General features: G+C 42.3%; 17 protein-coding genes and 1 other annotated feature. Of the genes, 15 read left to right on the top strand and 2 right to left on the bottom strand.

What is annotated here, in order from left to right; genetic code table 11:
* Window positions 1–75: 75 nt before the first annotated feature.
* Window positions 76–885: a transporter substrate-binding domain-containing protein gene (locus MKZ05_RS12170; protein ID WP_050943676.1), complete on the bottom strand. Its 810-nt coding sequence runs from the start codon at window positions 883–885 to the stop codon at window positions 76–78.
* Between the two features lie 13 nt (window positions 886–898).
* Window positions 899–1,627 (bottom strand): amino acid ABC transporter ATP-binding protein, encoded by a 729-nt coding sequence (locus MKZ05_RS12165; protein WP_050943677.1) that lies wholly within the window; start codon window positions 1,625–1,627, stop codon window positions 899–901.
* A gap of 167 nt (window positions 1,628–1,794) precedes the next feature.
* Between MKZ05_RS12165 and MKZ05_RS12160 the strand changes: the two genes are divergently transcribed.
* From MKZ05_RS12160 to MKZ05_RS12090, 15 genes are all read left to right on the top strand, one after another.
* The gene (locus MKZ05_RS12160; protein ID WP_339160268.1) at window positions 1,795–2,859 is read left to right on the top strand and encodes an AI-2E family transporter; all 1,065 of its coding nucleotides are present in this window, start codon (window positions 1,795–1,797) and stop codon (window positions 2,857–2,859) included.
* Window positions 2,860–2,905: 46 nt separating this feature from the next.
* Window positions 2,906–3,115: a binding site (T-box leader), on the top strand.
* An 81-nt stretch (window positions 3,116–3,196) separates the two neighbouring features.
* Window positions 3,197–5,833, top strand: coding sequence for an alanine--tRNA ligase (gene alaS / locus MKZ05_RS12155; protein ID WP_339160265.1), 2,637 nt, complete (start codon window positions 3,197–3,199; stop codon window positions 5,831–5,833).
* Window positions 5,834–5,922: 89 nt separating this feature from the next.
* A complete protein-coding gene (locus tag MKZ05_RS12150) occupies window positions 5,923–6,189 on the top strand; it encodes an IreB family regulatory phosphoprotein (RefSeq protein ID WP_034620648.1) in 267 nt (88 codons plus the stop codon).
* 3 nt (window positions 6,190–6,192) lie between these two features.
* Complete coding sequence (ruvX, locus tag MKZ05_RS12145; RefSeq protein ID WP_310024366.1) at window positions 6,193–6,609, top strand: Holliday junction resolvase RuvX; 417 nt, start codon at window positions 6,193–6,195, stop codon at window positions 6,607–6,609.
* Between the two features lie 15 nt (window positions 6,610–6,624).
* Window positions 6,625–6,909, top strand: coding sequence for a DUF1292 domain-containing protein (locus MKZ05_RS12140; RefSeq protein WP_003216483.1), 285 nt, complete (start codon window positions 6,625–6,627; stop codon window positions 6,907–6,909).
* A 154-nt stretch (window positions 6,910–7,063) separates the two neighbouring features.
* Entirely contained in the window at window positions 7,064–7,630 is a 567-nt protein-coding gene (locus MKZ05_RS12135) for a biotin transporter BioY (RefSeq protein ID WP_339160259.1), read from the top strand.
* Complete coding sequence (locus MKZ05_RS12130; protein WP_339160256.1) at window positions 7,627–9,090, top strand: acyl-CoA synthetase; 1,464 nt, start codon at window positions 7,627–7,629, stop codon at window positions 9,088–9,090. Before MKZ05_RS12135 ends, MKZ05_RS12130 begins: the two co-directional genes overlap by 4 nt.
* Window positions 9,078–10,166 carry an acetyl-CoA C-acyltransferase gene (locus tag MKZ05_RS12125; RefSeq protein ID WP_339160255.1) on the top strand — a complete coding sequence of 363 codons (1,089 nt, stop codon included), beginning with the start codon at window positions 9,078–9,080 and terminating at the stop codon, window positions 10,164–10,166. Before MKZ05_RS12130 ends, MKZ05_RS12125 begins: the two co-directional genes overlap by 13 nt.
* A gap of 73 nt (window positions 10,167–10,239) precedes the next feature.
* A complete protein-coding gene (gene mltG, locus MKZ05_RS12120; protein WP_339160252.1) occupies window positions 10,240–11,322 on the top strand; it encodes an endolytic transglycosylase MltG in 1,083 nt (360 codons plus the stop codon).
* A gap of 210 nt (window positions 11,323–11,532) precedes the next feature.
* Window positions 11,533–12,198, top strand: a complete 666-nt coding sequence (locus MKZ05_RS12115) for an O-methyltransferase (protein WP_310426378.1) — start codon at window positions 11,533–11,535, stop codon at window positions 12,196–12,198.
* Window positions 12,195–13,124: a peptidase U32 family protein gene (locus tag MKZ05_RS12110; RefSeq protein WP_050943683.1), complete on the top strand. Its 930-nt coding sequence runs from the start codon at window positions 12,195–12,197 to the stop codon at window positions 13,122–13,124. Before MKZ05_RS12115 ends, MKZ05_RS12110 begins: the two co-directional genes overlap by 4 nt.
* A gap of 20 nt (window positions 13,125–13,144) precedes the next feature.
* Window positions 13,145–14,413 carry a U32 family peptidase gene (locus MKZ05_RS12105; protein ID WP_339160248.1) on the top strand — a complete coding sequence of 423 codons (1,269 nt, stop codon included), beginning with the start codon at window positions 13,145–13,147 and terminating at the stop codon, window positions 14,411–14,413.
* 7 nt (window positions 14,414–14,420) lie between these two features.
* Window positions 14,421–15,053 (top strand): uridine kinase, encoded by a 633-nt coding sequence (udk, locus tag MKZ05_RS12100; RefSeq protein WP_050943685.1) that lies wholly within the window; start codon window positions 14,421–14,423, stop codon window positions 15,051–15,053.
* Between the two features lie 651 nt (window positions 15,054–15,704).
* Entirely contained in the window at window positions 15,705–16,178 is a 474-nt protein-coding gene (greA, locus tag MKZ05_RS12095) for a transcription elongation factor GreA (RefSeq protein WP_003216248.1), read from the top strand.
* Between the two features lie 50 nt (window positions 16,179–16,228).
* Window positions 16,229–17,971, top strand: a complete 1,743-nt coding sequence (locus tag MKZ05_RS12090; RefSeq protein ID WP_339160247.1) for a penicillin-binding protein 2 — start codon at window positions 16,229–16,231, stop codon at window positions 17,969–17,971.
* Window positions 17,972–18,004: the final 33 nt, after the last annotated feature.

Below are 18,004 nucleotides of genomic sequence, written 5' to 3'. Positions count from 1 at the left end.
TCACTTCCTTCCTGATCAACAGGTGAGCCAATGAGCGGCTCACCCTGAGAGAATCATTCTTCACACGTCAAACGGTCATTCTTTGATCCATTTTTGATGAATCTTGTCATATTCTCCATTGTCTTTTAAGGTTTTTAGGGCTTTATTGATCGCAGCTGTTAATTTCTGATCACCTTTTTTTACAGCAATACCATAAGGCTCATCTGTAAAGGTGCCGCCGACGACTTCGTAATTTGAATCCTCATCTGCCATACCAAATAAGATCGCATTATCAGTTGTCAGCACTTGCCCTTGGTTTGATTTTAAAGCTGTAAAAGCCTCCTGATAGTTCTCAAATTCTAATACAGACGCTTCAGGTGCTTTTTCGCGGATATTTTGAGAAGAAGTAGATCCTTTCACTGCAAGCACTTTCGTTCCTTTTTTAAGATCATCAATCGATTGAATGTCGCTTCCTTTTTTCACAAGCAATGATTGTCCTGCTTCAAAGTAAACATCTGAGAAATTGACTTCTTTTTTACGCTCTTCGGTAATCGTCATAGTTGCGACGATCGCATGAATATCTCCTTTTTGCAGTAGAGGAATTCTCGTTTTTGATGTCACTTCTTTGAATTCTGCTTTTCCTTCATCGCCGAGCATTTCCTTTGCGATGGCTTTTGCAATATCGATATCAAACCCTTCGATATCTCCGTTGCTAGGATTTTTTAGACCGAAGAGACGTGTATCATTCTTGACCCCGAATATGATTTTTTTGTCTTTTTGAATGGCTTCTAAAGAGCTTCCTTTTTTTGCATCAGTCGAGCCTTTTTCAGCAGATCCGCAAGCAGCCAATGCAGCAATACAGCAAGTCATAAAGAGTAGTAGGCCAAAGCGTTTCATTTTTTTCATCAAATCATTCCCCCTAGTGATTTAAAATACGGCTTAAAAAGAGCTGAGCGCGTTTCTCACGCGGTTTCTCATAAAATGCAGCCGGTGTTGACTCTTCAAGAACTCTGCCTTCATCAATAAAGACAATACGGTCGGCGACCTCTCGGGCAAATCCCATCTCATGTGTGACGACAACCATGGTCATTCCTTCTCGGGCGAGCTGCTTCATCACATCTAGTACCTCTCCGATCATCTCTGGGTCAAGAGCCGATGTCGGTTCGTCGAACAGCATGACCTCTGGCTTCATCGCAAGCCCTCTTGCAATCGCAACACGCTGCTGCTGTCCGCCTGAGAGTCTTGAAGGGTAGGCGTCCGCTTTATCAGGAATGCCGACTTTATGTAAATAAAATTCGGCTGTTTCCCTCGCTTCTTCCTTGCTCACCTTTTTCACCTTCATTGGGGCAAGCATAATGTTTTCAAGCACCGTCTTATGCGGGTAGAGGTGAAAATGCTGAAACACCATCCCAATATTTTGCCTGACAAGATTGATGTTGGTCTTCGGATGCTGAACAGGCACTTCGTTGACGAGTACCTTTCCCTCATCAATGCTTTCAAGACGATTGATGCATCTGAGCATCGTGCTTTTACCTGATCCTGAAGGACCGATGATCACGACAACCTCACCTTTTTGAATATGTAGGTTAATGTCCTTAAGTACATGGAACTGGCCGTAATGCTTGTTGACTTCTTCGAATGTGATCATGAAGAACCTCCTCTTGTACATGATGGAATATTCAGTGTAGACATTTTAGTGACTTTGGATGGAGCTGTATGTTTCATGTGTATTCATTTTTAACAAAGTTAGGACAAATTTTATTTACATGGATAATTACAGAAGATGGATAAACAATAAGAAAAGAGGTGAAAAAGGTGAAGAAACGTCCGGTCCAATTTCTGATATATGCTGCAGGGGTCCTGCTTGTCCTTGCATCCTTGCTCATTTTACTGCAGCTCGACGAGTTATGGATGCCTATTTTTTTGTTGTTAAAGGCGGTTCTAATTCCGCTGCTCATTGCCATTTTTATTTCTTATCTGCTTTATCCGATAGTGGAAAAATTGCACGCGGGGGGCTTACCGAGGACTGTTAGTCTCTTATTGATTTATGTACTGTTTTTTGGCGGGATTGGGCTTGCGGTTTATAAAGGAGCGCCTGTCATGATCAAGCAGTTAAATGAGCTGTCAGAACAAATTCCTGTGCTTGCGGAAACGTATAATGGCGCTTTATCACATATTCATCATCATACAAGCCATTGGCCCGACGGACTTCACGACCGCTTGGATCGCTTAATTGTTCAATCGGAGACATATGCAGCTAACGGCGCGGAGCGAATGATTCTTAGCTGTAAAGTATTACTTGATTACGCATTAGTTGCAGCGCTCATTCCTTTTCTTGTTTTTTATATGGTGAAGGACATGAATACGATGAAGCGGGCTGCATGGTATTTGACGCCGCGATCATTTCGGAAGAGGGGACATGCGTTTGTGAAGGCAGTTGATGAATCGCTTGGTAATTATATTAGAGGGCAGCTGCTTGTCTGTTCATTAATTGGAGGTGCAGCAGCCATTGTGCTTTGGCTGTTTCATATCCCGTATCCGCTTGTCCTAGGTATGCTGATTGGCACAACGAATGTCATTCCGTATTTTGGACCGATTATCGGTGCGGTTCCCGCTGTCTTTATTGCGTTTACCATCTCGGTTAAATCGGTTATGATTGTGCTGATTACAGTAGCGGTGCTGCAATTTTTAGAAAGCAACGTCCTTAGCCCGATCATCGTAGGAAGAAGTCTTCATATGCATCCTGTCGTCATTATGCTTGTCTTGCTAGCAGGAGGAGAGTTATTTGGTTTAATAGGCATGATTTTAGCCGTACCAACTGCCGCTATCATCAGAGTGATCATTGTGCAATATATCCTCATGAGACGAAGCGTTCATTGACAAGAGAAGCCGAGTTGTCTATAATAATTTCGATTCATACTACATACTGAATTCAATGACGGACCCGAGTACGTTAAAAAGCTGTTGCAGAGAGAGGCTTTATTTTGCTGAGAAAAGCCTTATCAGACCTTTAACGGAAGCTAGTCCCGAGTGCAGATAAACACTGCCGCTCTCTTCCGGCGTTATCGGATGTGAAGGTGATAGACGGAATAGGTCTATAATCAGGGTGGTACCGCGAGAGCATCTCGTCCCTGTGTAAGTCGTTTTGTGCTTGCATAGGGCGGGATGTTTTTTCGTTTGTGTGGAGATTGATGAATGATAAGGGAGGATTTTTTGAATGAAAACTTTAACTTCAGCTCAAGTACGCCAAATGTTTTTAGACTTTTTTAAAGAAAAAGGACATGCTGTAGAACCGAGTGCATCACTCGTACCGCATGATGATCCGACACTTTTGTGGATCAACAGCGGCGTGGCAACATTAAAGAAATACTTTGATGGCCGCGTCGTACCTGAAAATCCGCGTATTTGCAACGCGCAAAAATCGATTCGTACAAATGATATTGAAAACGTAGGAAAAACGGCACGCCATCATACGTTCTTTGAAATGCTCGGCAACTTCTCTATTGGTGATTATTTTAAAGAAGAAGCGATCGAATGGGCGTGGGAATTCCTCACAAGTGACGAGTGGATTGGTTTTGACCCGAATTTGTTATCTGTCACTGTCCATCCAGAGGACGAAGAAGCGTATGTTCTATGGAGAGATAAAATCGGTGTACCTGAAGAACGTATTATTCGCCTTGAAGGCAACTTCTGGGATATTGGCGAGGGCCCAAGTGGACCGAATACAGAAATTTTCTATGACCGTGGTGAATCGTACGGTGACGACATGAACGATCCAGAATTATATCCTGGTGGAGAAAATGAGCGTTATTTAGAAGTGTGGAACCTAGTGTTCTCTGAATTTAACCATAATCCAGATGGGTCATACACGCCGCTGCCGAAGAAAAACATTGATACAGGGATGGGTCTTGAACGAATGGTATCTGTCATTCAAAACGTGCCTACGAACTTCGATACAGATCTATTCATGCCAATTATTCGTGCAGTTGAGACCATTTCTGGAGAAAGCTATGGCGAGACAAAGGAAAAGGATACAGCATTCAAAGTCATTGCGGACCACATCCGAACGGTTGCCTTTGCTGTAAGTGATGGAGCGCTTCCTTCCAATGAAGGCCGCGGGTATGTGTTAAGACGTTTGCTTCGCCGTGCCGTGCGTTATGCAAAAACCATTCACATCCATCGCCCGTTTATGTTTGACCTAGTTCCAGTTGTGGCGGAAATCATGAAGGATTTCTACCCAGATGTACAAGCGAAAGAAGAATTTATTGCGAAAGTCATCAAGAATGAAGAAGAACGCTTCCATGAAACACTGAACGAAGGCTTAGCTATTTTGTCAGAGGTCATCAAAAAAGAAAGAGACAAAGGCAGCACGCAGATTTCAGGTGAAGATGTATTTAAGCTGTATGACACGTATGGATTCCCTGTCGAGCTCACAGAAGAATACGCAGAAGATGAGAACATGACAGTGGATCGAGAAGGCTTTCAGGCTGAGATGGAGAAGCAGCGTGAACGTGCAAGAAATGCGAGACAAGATGTCGGCAGTATGCAGGTTCAAGGTGGCGCTTTAGGAGATATTAAAGTAGAAAGCACATTTGTTGGCTACGAAAATCTAACGGCAGATGCCCGTATCGTCGAATTGCTTCAAAATGGTGAAATTGTCACAGAAGCACATGAAGGCGATATAGTACAAATCTTGTTAGATGAAACACCTTTCTATGCGGAAAGCGGCGGACAAGTGGCTGATAAAGGGACATTGAAAAGCGCTGAAGTGATCATTGACATCAAAGATGTGAAAAAGGCGCCAAATGGTCAGCATGTTCATGAAGGAGTAGTCGTAAGCGGTACAGCCAAAAAAGGACTTGAAGTCACTGCGGAAGTGGAATCAGCTCTTCGAAAAGGCATTGTGAAAAACCATACAGCGACACATCTTTTGCATCAGGCGCTAAAAGACGTTTTGGGCAGCCACGTGAACCAGGCAGGATCATTGGTGAATGAAAATAGACTTCGCTTTGACTTCTCTCACTTTGGACAAGTCACAAAAGAAGAATTGTCTCAGATTGAAAAAATTGTGAACGAAAAGATCTGGGAAGGCATCTCTGTTGCTATTGACCTGAAGCCGATTGCTGAAGCAAAAGAAATGGGTGCAATGGCGCTCTTTGGCGAGAAGTATGGTGATATTGTCCGAGTTGTCCAAGTAGGCGATTACAGCATCGAGCTATGCGGCGGCTGTCATGTGCAAAATACTGCGGAAATCGGGTTGTTTAAAATTGCATCTGAATCGGGTATTGGTGCTGGAACACGCCGGATTGAGGCGGTGACTGGTAAAGGGGCATACGAAGAATTAAATGACCAGCTGACGATTTTAGAGCAGGCAGCGAGTGAGCTGAAGTCAAATACGAAGGATGTACCAAAACGTATCGCTTCATTGCAGGCAGATTTAAAAGAGGTTCAAAGAGAAAACGAATCTCTTCTTGCAAAATTAAGCCAGGCTGAAGCAGGCTCTATTTTAGAGAAAGTGACAGAAATCGGCGGAGTAAAAGTGTTAACTGAAAAAGTAAACGCGAAAGACATGAACCATTTAAGAACAATGGTTGATGACTTAAAAGCCAAATTAGGATCAGCTGTCATTGTGCTCGGAGCCGTTCAAAACGGAAAAGTAAACATTTCAGCAGGAGTGACAAAAGACGTCATCGAAAAAGGTCTGCATGCAGGGAAACTTGTGAAACAGGCAGCTGAAATCTGCGGCGGAGGCGGAGGCGGACGCCCAGACATGGCACAAGCAGGCGGAAAACAACCGGAAAAGCTAGAAGAAGCACTGGCAATTGTCGAAGAATCTGTCAAATCCGTTTTATAATCAGGCGATGTAGTGTAGAATAATGGTATTAGATGAGCGGTTAGAAAAAAGCTTGCTAGTAGAATGTTGGAAGAGAGGTGCAAGAAGCAGTGAGTTCATTTGATAAGACAATGAAGTTTAACTTCTCTGATGATTCAGCTGAAACCAATGTGAATGAAGTGCTCATTAAAGTACATGACGCACTCCAAGAAAAAGGATACAACCCGATCAATCAAATTGTCGGATACTTGCTGTCAGGCGACCCTGCTTATATTCCAAGACATCAGGATGCTCGCAACCTAATTCGTAAACTAGAACGAGACGAATTAATTGAGGAATTGGTTAAATCGTACTTAGAGACACATAAAGAGGCGTAAAACATGAGAATTTTAGGCTTAGATTTAGGCACGAAAACCCTTGGTGTTGCGATCAGTGATGAAATGGGCTGGACAGCGCAAGGGATTGAAACAATTAAAATTAATGAAGCAGGCGGAGACTTCGGTCTCAGCCGCCTGTCCGAAATCGTCTCGCAATATGGAACGGATAAAATTGTACTTGGTTTTCCAAAAAATATGAACGGTACGGTCGGTCCTAGAGGCGAAGCCAGCCAATCATTTGCGAAAGTGTTAGAAAACACGTACAATGTTCCTGTTGTGCTTTGGGACGAGCGTCTGTCGACAATGGCAGCGGAAAAAATGCTCATCTCTGCAGATGTGAGCAGACAAAAGCGTAAAAAAGTCATTGATAAAATGGCGGCTGTTATGATCCTGCAAGGGTACTTAGACAGCTTAAATTAAAATGAGGTGAATCAAATGGAACACGGAGAAAAGCAAATTACAATCGTTGATGATAATGGAAATGAACAGCTTTGCGAAGTACTATTTACTTTTGAAAGCGACCATTTTAACAAATCATATGTTCTTTACTACCCAATTTCTGAGCAAGACAATGAAGAAATTGAAATTCATGCATCAAGCTTCACGCCGAACGAAAACGGTGAAGATGGCGAGCTAGAGCCTATTGAAACGGATGAAGAGTGGGACATGATTGAAGAAACGTTAAATACGTTCTTAGATCAAGAAGAAGACGAAGAATAGAACGAATAAAAGGCCTGTGAACGGATCTTAGTGATCTTTCTTCACAGGTCTTTTTTTACGATCAATATGTTAACTTTATTTTATTTTATGTTGACATAATAAGTCGTACCTTTTACTCTATTTTTAACAATGAATTGAGTGAGGGGTATGAATATTGAAAATCCAAGACATGATGCAAATGGCGCTAATGACTGCGGTTATCGGGATGTTAGGATTGATCCCGCCGATTTTACTTACGTTTACACCTGTACCCATCACATTGCAAACGGCAGGTCTTTTGCTTGCTGGGGGTCTGTTAAAGCCAAAACATGCACTGATCAGTTTACTTCTGTTTCTTTTGGTTGTGTCAGCAGGCGCACCTCTTTTGTCAGGTGGGAGAGGCGGAATAGGGGTCTTCTTTGGTCCAAGCGGTGGATTTTTACTTGCCTATCCAGTAGCTGCACTCATGATTAGTTTGTGGATAAACCGACTAAAAAAAGTGACCGCTCTGCGTTTTTTTATGATCTTTGCGGTATGCAGTATCGGAATTTTGTATGTATGCGGCATTCCTTTTCAAGCGATAATGATGGATATCAAGGTCACTCAGGTAGCCCTTCTTAGTCTGATTTATATTCCAGGTGATCTCATCAAAGCGGGCATATGTGCCGTTCTCACGGTGAAAATCATTTCGGCCATGTCATATCGAAAAAGGGATGTGCATAAAGGGAGGCGTGCAGTTTGAATAGAATAACGGAATGCTATGCATCACATGCAGAAATGAACCCAGATCATATCGCCATCATTGATGGACAAGAAAGGATCACTTATCAAGATTGGTATGAGCGTGTCCGGCTATCGGCGCAATGGTTACAACAAACGGCTCATGAGCAAAAAAGAGTCGCTTTTTTATTATCAAATGGTGCTTCTTTTCTCCAAATATTTGCTGGCGCTGCTTCTGCAGGGTGGACAGCTATCCCGCTTGATCCGAGATGGAGCCATGAAGAATGTGTAGAAAAGCTTTTGTTAAGTGAGGCAGCTCTCGTCATTATCGAGGATCGATATTTAAATAGATTTGAAAAGTACAGCGAAGACATGCATGTTCTTTCTTTATCTGAATGGAAGGAAAAAATGAGCCTCATCACACAAGGTCCATTTAACAAATGCGACAGCGAGATCGACCCTATCTTTTATATGGGATTTACGTCAGGATCAACGGGTTCGCCTAAGGCCTTTATCAGGTGTCAGCAGTCATGGATCGAAAGCTTTCGAACGACAGCCGATACATTTGGAATCACTCATCAAGATCATGTTCTGATAGCAGGCACACTCTTATCCTCTCACTTTTTATATGGTGCCATCAGTACATTATACTTTGGCGGCACAGTGACGCTTTTAGAAAAATTTACGCCAGTGAAAGCGAAAAAAACCTTACAGACAGGAGACATTACTGTGATGTATACTGTCCCGACAATGACAGAATCGTTGCTGAAAATAGACGCTTTTGCGAAAGACAATTCGCTTCTTGTCATATCATCTGGAGCAGATTGGGGCATTCCTTCAAAGAAACAACTCGTGACCAACTATCCGCATGTGACATTTTTTGATTTTTACGGCACATCAGAGCTAAGCTTTGTTTCCTACTTATCTTCAAATGACTTTCTACAAAAGCCTTCTTCTGTCGGACGGCCTTTCTCTCCCATTCAAATTGAAGTGAGGCGAGCTGATCAAACTGTCTGCCAGCCAAATGAGACAGGAAGAATTTATGTGAAGAGCCCGATGTCTTTTGCAGGCTACTTACATGAGGTGAAACCGCCGGAAGAGTGGATAACCGTTTATGATATGGGCTGGCTGGATGAAGACGGCTATTTGTATATGAGCGGCCGTGAAAATGGCATGATCGTCTATGGAGGGCTGAATATTTTTCCAGAGGAAATTGAGCGTGTGCTAAATGAACAGCCAGAGGTGAAGCGATCAGTAGTAGTTGGCGTTCCTGACCCGTATTGGGGTGAAATCCCTGTTGCCATTATTGAACAAGGACAGCACACAAAAACGGTTCGGCAAGCTGTCAAAGAAAAAATGGCGGCCTACAAGGTGCCTAAAAAATGGCTTGTCATTGATCAAATAATTGAAACATCCGGCGGAAAAATAGCACGTGCCAGCATGAAAAAGTGGGCAGAGGAGCAGATGTCATGCAAGCAGTAATCGTACAAGCAAAACGGACACCCTTCGGTGATAAAAACGGGATGCTGAAGGATTATCGTCCAGAGCAATTAGCCGCGCCTCTTATTCAGTATTTGTCTAAAGGGATGACACCGGACGACATCATATTAGGAAATGTTGTAGGAGGCGGCGGAAATATGGCCCGTCTGTCCTCATTAGAAGCAGGGCTTTCTTTAGGAGTGCCCGGTATGACGGTTGATAGGCAGTGTGCCTCTGGTCTAGAAGCAATCCGAACAGCTTGCGTCATGGTTCGATCAGGAGAAGGCTCAATGTATATCGCTGGCGGGACTGAGAGCATATCCAGATCACCAATGAAAGAAAGAGCACGCTTTTCTCCGGAGTGGATAGGAGATCCGTCTATGGGAGAAGCAGCAGAGCTAACGGCTTCTAGATTTTCCGTCACAAGAAAAGAACAAGATGACTATGCACTTTTAAGCTGGGAAAGAAGTATAGACGCAATCAAACGTGGTACATATTCTGAAGAAATCGTTTCGATTGACGGACTGAGCATAGATGAAGCGGCCGCGAAAATAAGACCGATGGCGAAACTGATCCAGCGGGCAAAGCCTATATTTTCACCGGGAAAAGGATCTGTGACTGCCGCCAATAGCTGCAAAGAAGCAGATGGTGCAGCAGCGGTCGTTGTGATGGAAAGAGCGCTAGCGGAGGCGAATGGATTTCAGCCAATGCTGCGATATGCCGGAAGTGCTGTGGCGGCGATGCATCCCGATTTTCCAGCTGCTGTGCCGATTGATGCGATGAAGAAACTTCTAGATCAAGAGAAAATCAAGGCAGAGGATGTCGCACTGTTTGAAATCAATGAAGCTTTTGCTCTGAAAATAGCGCTGATTGCTCGTACGCTGGATATTCCTTATGACCGAATCAATAAAAGAGGCGGTGCACTTTGTCTTGGGCATCCATATAGCGCATCGGGCGCTGCGATGATGGTGAGACTATTTTACGAAGCGCGCACCTTACCGATTGGAAGCTATGTCATGGCTGCTATTGGGAGCGGTGGCGGCGTTGGTTTAGCCGTATTATGTCAAGTTCTGTCATGACATGCATGAGCAAGTAATTGCCGAACTCCGTCGAATCATGTACTATAAAAGCTAGATGTGAGGAGGGCCATGCATGTTTTCAGAACAAAAGAAACGACCATTTTTCAAAAGGAAAATGGGGATCGTCCTGTTATCTGTCCTTGCTGTCATCATCATTGCAGCATTATCAGGCTTTTTATATGTTAAATCAGCACTTGGACCGGTCGATCAAAAAAGCAAACAAACGATTAATATTCATATTCCTAATGGGACATCAGTCCGTGAGATTGCGGGCATTTTAAAAGAAAATGGGCTCATTTCGAATGACACGATTTTTACTTATTATGCAAAATACAAAAATGCGTCCGGCTTTAAAGCAGGATACTTTCATTTGAAACAAACGATGGACGCAGACACGCTGATTCAAAAGCTGACATCTGGAGGGACAGACTACGCCTTTCAGCTTGTGATTCCAGAAGGAAAACAGCTGTCTGATATTGCGGCAGTTATTGCAAACCAGACGAATTTTTCAGCGAAGGAAGTGGAAGCGAAGCTAGATGATCCAGCGTTTATTCAAACGTTAATGAAAAAATATCCGAAAACGGTGACTTCACAGGTAAATGGCAAACAGGTGAAACATCCGTTAGAAGGTTATTTATTCCCTGCGACGTATCCATTTTATCGTGAGGATGAATCACTCGAAACGATCATTGAAACAATGATTAAACAAACAGATCAATACGTGAAAACGTATGAAAAAGACATGAAAAAGAGAAACATGTCCATACATGATGTGTTAACGATGGCATCACTGATTGAAATGGAAGCAACGGAAAAGACGGATCGCGCAAAAATCTCCAGTGTTTTTTATAACCGGATGAAAAAGGACATGCCGCTTCAAACCGATCCAACCGTTCTCTATGCACTAGGTGAGCATAAATCCCGTGTTTATTACAAAGACCTTAAGGTGAAATCTCCTTATAATACGTATAACAACAAGGGACTGCCGCCTGGACCTATTGCAAATGCTGGCGAATCTTCATGGAAAGCCGCACTGCATCCAGATAAAACAGATTATGTGTACTTCCTTGCGAAGAAAGATGGAGAAGTCGTCTTTACAAAAACGTTAAATGAGCACAACAAAGCGAAAGCCAAATACATCACAGGCAGCAATTAATGTACATGTGAATCGAAAAAGACTGTAGACAATACAAGATTGCCTGCAGTTTTTTTCGTTGGAATATCCATTTTATAGGTTCGCAATTACCACTTCTTTGTGGTAAAATATATCGGGTTGTTTTACTTAGATGAACGAAAGATTGACGAGAAAGAGAGCTGCAACAGGCAGGACTCTTCTTTTTCAGGTCATGAAGGAGCTAGACAAATAATGACTATCGAAGATGATCAAATGAATGATTATATTGAACATTTAATTCACCCAAGTCCTCATGCAATCGCTCAATTAGAGGCATATGCAAAAGAGCATCATGTGCCAATTATGGAAAAGGTGAGCATTGAGCTTTTACTGCAGCTGCTGTCGATGAAAAAGCCGAAGAAAATTCTTGAGGTTGGGACAGCGATAGGCTACTCCGCCATTCGAATGGCGACAGCTCTACCAGCTGCTGAAATTTTTACGATTGAGCGAAATGCGAAACGCTATGAAGAAGCGACACGGAACATTGAGGAATTAAAGTTAAAAGAAAGAATACACGTGTTCTTTGGTGATGCCATGGAATCGGCTAAAACAGTCCAAACGATGGCGCCCTATGATGTGATCTTTATTGATGCCGCAAAAGGGCAGTACAAACGTTTTTTTGAGCTGTTTGAACCGATGCTTGCTCATGACGGAATGATTATTACAGACAACGTATTATTTAAAGGCTTAGTGGCAACGAACTATGAAGAAGAAATAGAAGATAAAAGAAAAAAACAATTAATTGGAAAAATTGATCGATACAATCAATGGCTTATGTCAAACCCCGATTTCCAAACGTGCATTATTCCAGTGGGGGACGGGATCGCCATTAGTACAAAAAGAGGTGACCAATCATGAAAAAACCAGAATTGCTTGTGACGCCAAGCAAGGTGTCAGATGTACTGCCATTAATCGAGGCGGGAGCTGATGCATTCTTAATAGGCGAACAAACATACGGTATTCGTCTTGCAGGCGAGTTTTCAAGAGAAGATGTGAAACAGACGGCTCTGCTTGCACATGCGCATCACAAAAAAGTGTATGTGGCGATGAATGCGATCTTTCATAATGATCGTGTGCAGCTGCTTGGAGATTACTTAACCTTTCTCGACGCGTTAAACGTAGACGGCGTCGTCTTTGGAGACCCAGCTGTGATCATGGCCGCCAAAGAAGCAGGGGTAAGCCTGAATCTCCACTGGAGTACAGAAACGACTGGGACAAACTACTACACTTGTAACTACTGGGGCAGAAAAGGTGCAACGCGTGCTGTTCTTGCCAAAGAACTGAATATGGACAGTGTCATAGACATCAAAGAAAATGCCGAGGTGGAAATCGAAATTCAAGTCCATGGCATGACATGTATGTTCCAATCAAAACGTACGCTCATTGGCAACTACTTTGAATATCAGGGCAAACAAATGGACGTCGAAGGCAGAAATATGGAGGAAGGACTATTCCTTCATGATCAAGAGCGTCAAAACAAATACCCTATTTTCGAGGATGCAAACGGCACTCATATTATGAGTCCAAATGATGTGTGTATGATTGATGAATTAGAGGAATTTGTTGATGCAGGCATTGACTCATTTAAAATTGACGGAATTTTAAAGTCACTTTCTTATATGACAGAGGTGACGTCTCTATATAGAAAAGCAATTGATTTATTAGCGACTGACAAAGACGCGTATGAAGATCAGAAAGAGGACTGGGTGAAGCGGATTGAAGAGATTCAGCCAGTGAATCGTTCAATTGATACAGGGTTCTTCTTTAAAGAAACGGTTTATTAATATAAGAGGAGGCAGAGGAAATGGCACTATTGATAGATGGTATTTCTGAAATGATTGACGGGAAACGTGTCATTACAAAAAAACCAGAACTGCTTGCACCAGCAGGAAACTTGGAAAAGCTGAAAATTGCTGTACATTACGGAGCAGACGCTGTCTTTATAGGCGGAAAAGAATTTGGACTTCGTTCAAATGCCGACAACTTTTCGATTGAGGAAATGGCTGAAGGTGTTGCATTTGCAAAAAAATACGGTGCACGAATCTATGTGACAACGAATATCTTTGCCCACAACGAAAACATGGACGGGCTGGAGGAATACCTTCAAGGGATTGAAGGCGCTGGAGTAGCGGGCATTATTGTGGCTGACCCGCTGATCATTGAAACGTGTAAACGTGTCGCACCGAAGCTTGAAGTCCATTTAAGCACACAGCAATCTCTTTCGAACTGGAAAGCTGTTCAGTTTTGGAAAGAAGAAGGGCTTGAGCGTGTGGTGCTGGCTCGCGAGACAAGTGCGCTTGAAATTAGAGAAATGAAAGAAAAGGTCGATATTGAAATTGAAACGTTCATTCACGGTGCGATGTGTATTGCTTACTCTGGCCGCTGCGTGCTCAGTAACCATATGACGGCAAGAGATTCTAACCGCGGGGGCTGCTGCCAGTCCTGCCGCTGGGATTATGATCTTTATAAACTAGAAGGTTCTGAGGAAGCGCCATTATTTGGAGAGGAAGACGCATCATTTGCGATGAGTCCAAAAGACTTAAAGCTTGTCGAATCCATTCCTCAAATGATCGAAATGGGAATTGACAGCTTGAAAATCGAAGGGCGAATGAAATCAATTCATTATGTGGCAACTGTCGTGAGTGTGTATCGCAAAGTCATCGACGCCTATTGTGCAGACCCGGACAATTTTGTCATTAAGCAGGAATGGTTAGATGAATTAGATAAATGTGCAAACCGCGATACAGCACCAGCCTTTTTTGAAGGTGTACCAGGAACGGATGAGCAAATGTTTGGCATTCATGGAAAGAAAACGACTTTTGATTTCGCAGGTCTCGTTCTTCATTATGATGAAAAAGAACAAATCGTCACATTGCAGCAGCGTAACTTCTTTAAAGCTGGTGACGAAGTCGAATTTTTCGGACCAGAAATTGAGAATTTCACATGCAAAATTGAGACGATTTGGGATGAAAAAGGAAATGAACTAGATGCCGCTCGTCATCCGCTACAAATCGTCAACTTCAAGCTCGATCAAAAAGTATACCCTAGCAACATGATGAGAAAGGGGAAATAACAGGCACATGAGGAGTAAACCAGTTGTCATTGGAATTGCTGGCGGCTCAGGTTCAGGTAAAACGAGCGTCACCAATTCAATCTATGAAAAATTTAAAGGACATTCCATCCTCATGCTTCAGCAAGATTTATATTACAAAAATCAAAGTCATATGCCATTTGAAGAGCGTCTGCTTACGAACTATGATCATCCGCTCGCATTCGACAATGACCTGATGTTTGAGCATTTGGAACAGCTCTTAAAGTACGAATCCATTGAAAAACCAATATATGATTTCAAGCTCAACACACGTTCAGAAGAGACTGTCCATGTTGAACCAAAGGATGTTATCATTGTTGAAGGCATCTTTGCACTAGAAGACGAACGTCTAAGAGACTTAATGGATATTAAACTGTATGTCGATACAGATGCAGATCTTCGCATCATTCGCCGCATTTTACGCGATACGAAAGAAAGAGGCCGTTCAATCGATTCTGTGATTGAACAGTATGTATCTGTTGTCAGACCCATGCATAATCAATTCATTGAACCGACAAAGCGATACGCTGACATCATCATCCCAGAAGGCGGCCAAAACCATGTGGCGATTGATTTAATGGTGACAAAAATTCAAACGATTCTTCAAAACCGAGCAGAGTAAATGGTGGAGGAGAAAAAGACCTTTACATTGTAAAGGTCTTTTCAACATCATAATAAAGAGAATAAATACCATATTTCACTTGTTTCTAAAAGTAGAAGCTGCTTAAATATTTTAAGAAGTAACACTTTGAATGAAAGATTTGATATGATAGGAAAACAATGATGTGAAATAGATGTAGAAAAATGTCGTTTTCAAGCTGAATATTGAAGTGGTTTCGATTTTGTAAAAGTATATTAAAAAAACGACAAACAAATCATCACAAATTTTCAAACAATTCTTGATCAAAAAGCAATTATGTAATAATATAGCATAGACATATCGTACACTGACCATATTATGTATTGGGAAGATGGAGAATGGATAAGCTATTCTTCTACATATGATCGAAATGGCGAACGAGGTACAGGAGCTTCCTGTGCCTTTCCACAGTTTGTGCGATAAGATAGATCATCTTTTGACCGCTGCGGATGGTCCTATCTGAGAAAAGGCATAATAGTTGCATCTAAAAGGGACGCCATGTAAGATGGACTTTTACAAATATGGGACAGAAGGAATGAGGGCATGAAGAAGTCCTCATTCTTGTATATTTCAGTCGTTACTCACGTGCAGAAAGTATGTATGATGAGGATTAATAGAAGGAGTGAATGATTCATGGCACAAGAGAAAGTATTTCCAATGACAGAAGAAGGAAAACGGAAATTAGAAGAAGAGCTTGAACATTTGAAAACGGTTAAACGTAAAGAGGTTGTAGAGCGTATTAAAATTGCTAGAAGCTTTGGAGACCTCTCTGAAAACTCGGAATATGATTCTGCTAAAGAAGAGCAAGCGTTTGTAGAAGGGCGTATCACTACGCTTGATAATATGATTCGCAATGCCAAAATTATCGAAGATGAAGGAAACTCAAATATTGTCTCACTTGGTAAAACAGTCACTTTCGTTGAATTACCAGACGGAGAAGAAGAGTCTTACACAATCGTTGGAAGTGCAGAAGCTGATCCGTTCGAAGGAAAGATTTCAAACGATTCACCAATTGCAAAAAGCCTATTAGGCAAACAAGTAGACGACAAAGTAACCGTTCAAACACCTGGCGGAGAAATGTTCGTCCAAATTGTAAAAATTTCATAATCACGTTTATACGATAAACACCTCGTCCACAATAGGGACGAGGTGTTTTTATGCGCAAAAAACGTAGAATTCAATGGACAGGTGCTATTATATTTATGCTGCTGCTCGGTCTTCTCATCAGACTGGCAGAAATTCAACTGTTTTTCACAGAATCTTTTTCAAAGCTTGATATCAATTTAATACAAGAAAGTGTCAAACAGCGTACAGAAGAAGTGGTCATTTCAGATGGCCGCGGTGAATTTTTAGATCGAAACGGCGAGGCGCTTCTCACAAAAGAACAGCCTGCGGTGATCTTATTTCCTTTCCTGCAATATGATCTTCCTCATTTAAAACAAACCGCCTCTATTCTTGAGATGGAAGAAGATGAACTCAAAAAACAGCTGACAGAAACCAAAAAACCTCTGATTCTCAAAGATGACATCACGAAAAAAAAGCTGAAAGACATCAATGATATGAAATATTCAGGTGTGTACGGCGTATATATGAAAGAGAAGGACAAAAAAAGACTTGCCTTCCACACATTAGGCTTCACGAGCGAGAATCCAGAATTGCTCAGAAAGCGTTATCCTGACAAAAAAGAGCTTTCCATCCGTACAGAAATCGGCACTTTTGGGCTGGAAAGTACCTTTGACGAATTTTTATTACCCGAGCAAGACACAAAATTGTTATATCATGTGGACGGAAGGGGAAACCCTTTGTTTGGGATGGACGTCAAATATACAGCAGAGGCTCATTCATTTTATCCTCTTCAAGTTCAAACAACAATTGATGAAAACATGCAAGCTGAAATGGAGAAGGTACTGAAAGACCAGGGCGTCGAAAAAGGCGGGGCCGTTCTGCTCGACATTGAAAGCAGCAGTGTGCTGGCGATGGCAAGTATGCCAAACGTCACAAGCAAAAACCGGCATGAAGCAAGAAATTACATGCTGACTGCCATGGCACCAGGCTCTGTCTTTAAAACCGCTGTACTTGCCGCAGCAATCGAAAAAAACCTCGACCAGCCACAAACGATGTATGACTGTCGAAAGAATTTATATGGAGAGCCAGAAGGAACGCAGGAAGTGCTGAATCTGTCTGAGAGCTTTTCGCAGAGCTGTAATTATACCTTTGCAACACTTGCTGACAAGCTGATCCAAACAGATGATCAAATCATTGAAAAGACGGCTGCAAAGCTTGGACTCATTGATCGAGCTGGCTGGGAAGGGGATGTCTATCATAAGCAGCATTTCAAACAGTTTGATCGTGAAGAAACCGGCAATGTGTGGGGGGATAAAAGAGACAAGCATGTTAAAAAGGCTATTGCCCAAACCGCAATAGGGCAAAAAAATGTCAAAACGACTCCTTTGCAAATGGCCAATATGATGGCGTCGATTGCAAGAGGCGGAGAACGAAAAGAAGTGAAAATCGCTGAAAAAGTGCTGTATCAAAACGGAACAACGATGCTAACCTTTCAAAACAAACGACCAGAAGGGGGCAGTATTGACCGCTATACAGCACAAAAACTGCAAAAGTACTTAAGGCAGGTGGTAACGTCTGACAAAGGAACAGGAAGAAGGTTTCGAGACCTTCCATTTGATGTGGCGGGGAAATCAGGCACTGCCCAAACTGGCAGTAAAGATAAAAAGGGGAATCCGCTTTATCATAAGTGGTTTGCTGGATACTTTCCGGTGGAAAAACCAAAATATGCTCTTGTCGTTGTTCACCTTGATGAGACAAGTGGGCGGGCTAAGACAAATGATGCGTTTTATGATATTGTAAAAAAGGTCAACGAAATTGAAAAGAAACAGACATAGAACATCCCTTCATGTCATGTTAAAATAGTAACG

It is taken from the genome of Bacillus sp. FSL M8-0277 (assembly GCF_037975305.1).
Classification (GTDB): Bacteria; Bacillota; Bacilli; order Bacillales; family Bacillaceae; genus Bacillus; species Bacillus pumilus.
This window is presented reverse-complemented; position numbering and strand designations above follow the sequence as displayed.

Coding starts and splice junctions, on each gene's coding strand:
- MKZ05_RS12170 (WP_050943676.1), bottom strand. CDS start 885: ATGAAAAAAATGAAACGCTTTGGCCTACTACTCTTTATGACTTGCTGT.
- MKZ05_RS12165 (WP_050943677.1), bottom strand. CDS start 1,627: ATGATCACATTCGAAGAAGTCAACAAGCATTACGGCCAGTTCCATGTA.
- alaS (WP_339160265.1), top strand. CDS start 3,197: ATGAAAACTTTAACTTCAGCTCAAGTACGCCAAATGTTTTTAGACTTT.
- ruvX (WP_310024366.1), top strand. CDS start 6,193: ATGAGAATTTTAGGCTTAGATTTAGGCACGAAAACCCTTGGTGTTGCG.
- MKZ05_RS12140 (WP_003216483.1), top strand. CDS start 6,625: ATGGAACACGGAGAAAAGCAAATTACAATCGTTGATGATAATGGAAAT.
- MKZ05_RS12125 (WP_339160255.1), top strand. CDS start 9,078: ATGCAAGCAGTAATCGTACAAGCAAAACGGACACCCTTCGGTGATAAA.
- mltG (WP_339160252.1), top strand. CDS start 10,240: ATGTTTTCAGAACAAAAGAAACGACCATTTTTCAAAAGGAAAATGGGG.
- MKZ05_RS12115 (WP_310426378.1), top strand. CDS start 11,533: ATGACTATCGAAGATGATCAAATGAATGATTATATTGAACATTTAATT.
- MKZ05_RS12110 (WP_050943683.1), top strand. CDS start 12,195: ATGAAAAAACCAGAATTGCTTGTGACGCCAAGCAAGGTGTCAGATGTA.
- MKZ05_RS12105 (WP_339160248.1), top strand. CDS start 13,145: ATGGCACTATTGATAGATGGTATTTCTGAAATGATTGACGGGAAACGT.
- udk (WP_050943685.1), top strand. CDS start 14,421: ATGAGGAGTAAACCAGTTGTCATTGGAATTGCTGGCGGCTCAGGTTCA.
- greA (WP_003216248.1), top strand. CDS start 15,705: ATGGCACAAGAGAAAGTATTTCCAATGACAGAAGAAGGAAAACGGAAA.
- MKZ05_RS12090 (WP_339160247.1), top strand. CDS start 16,229: ATGCGCAAAAAACGTAGAATTCAATGGACAGGTGCTATTATATTTATG.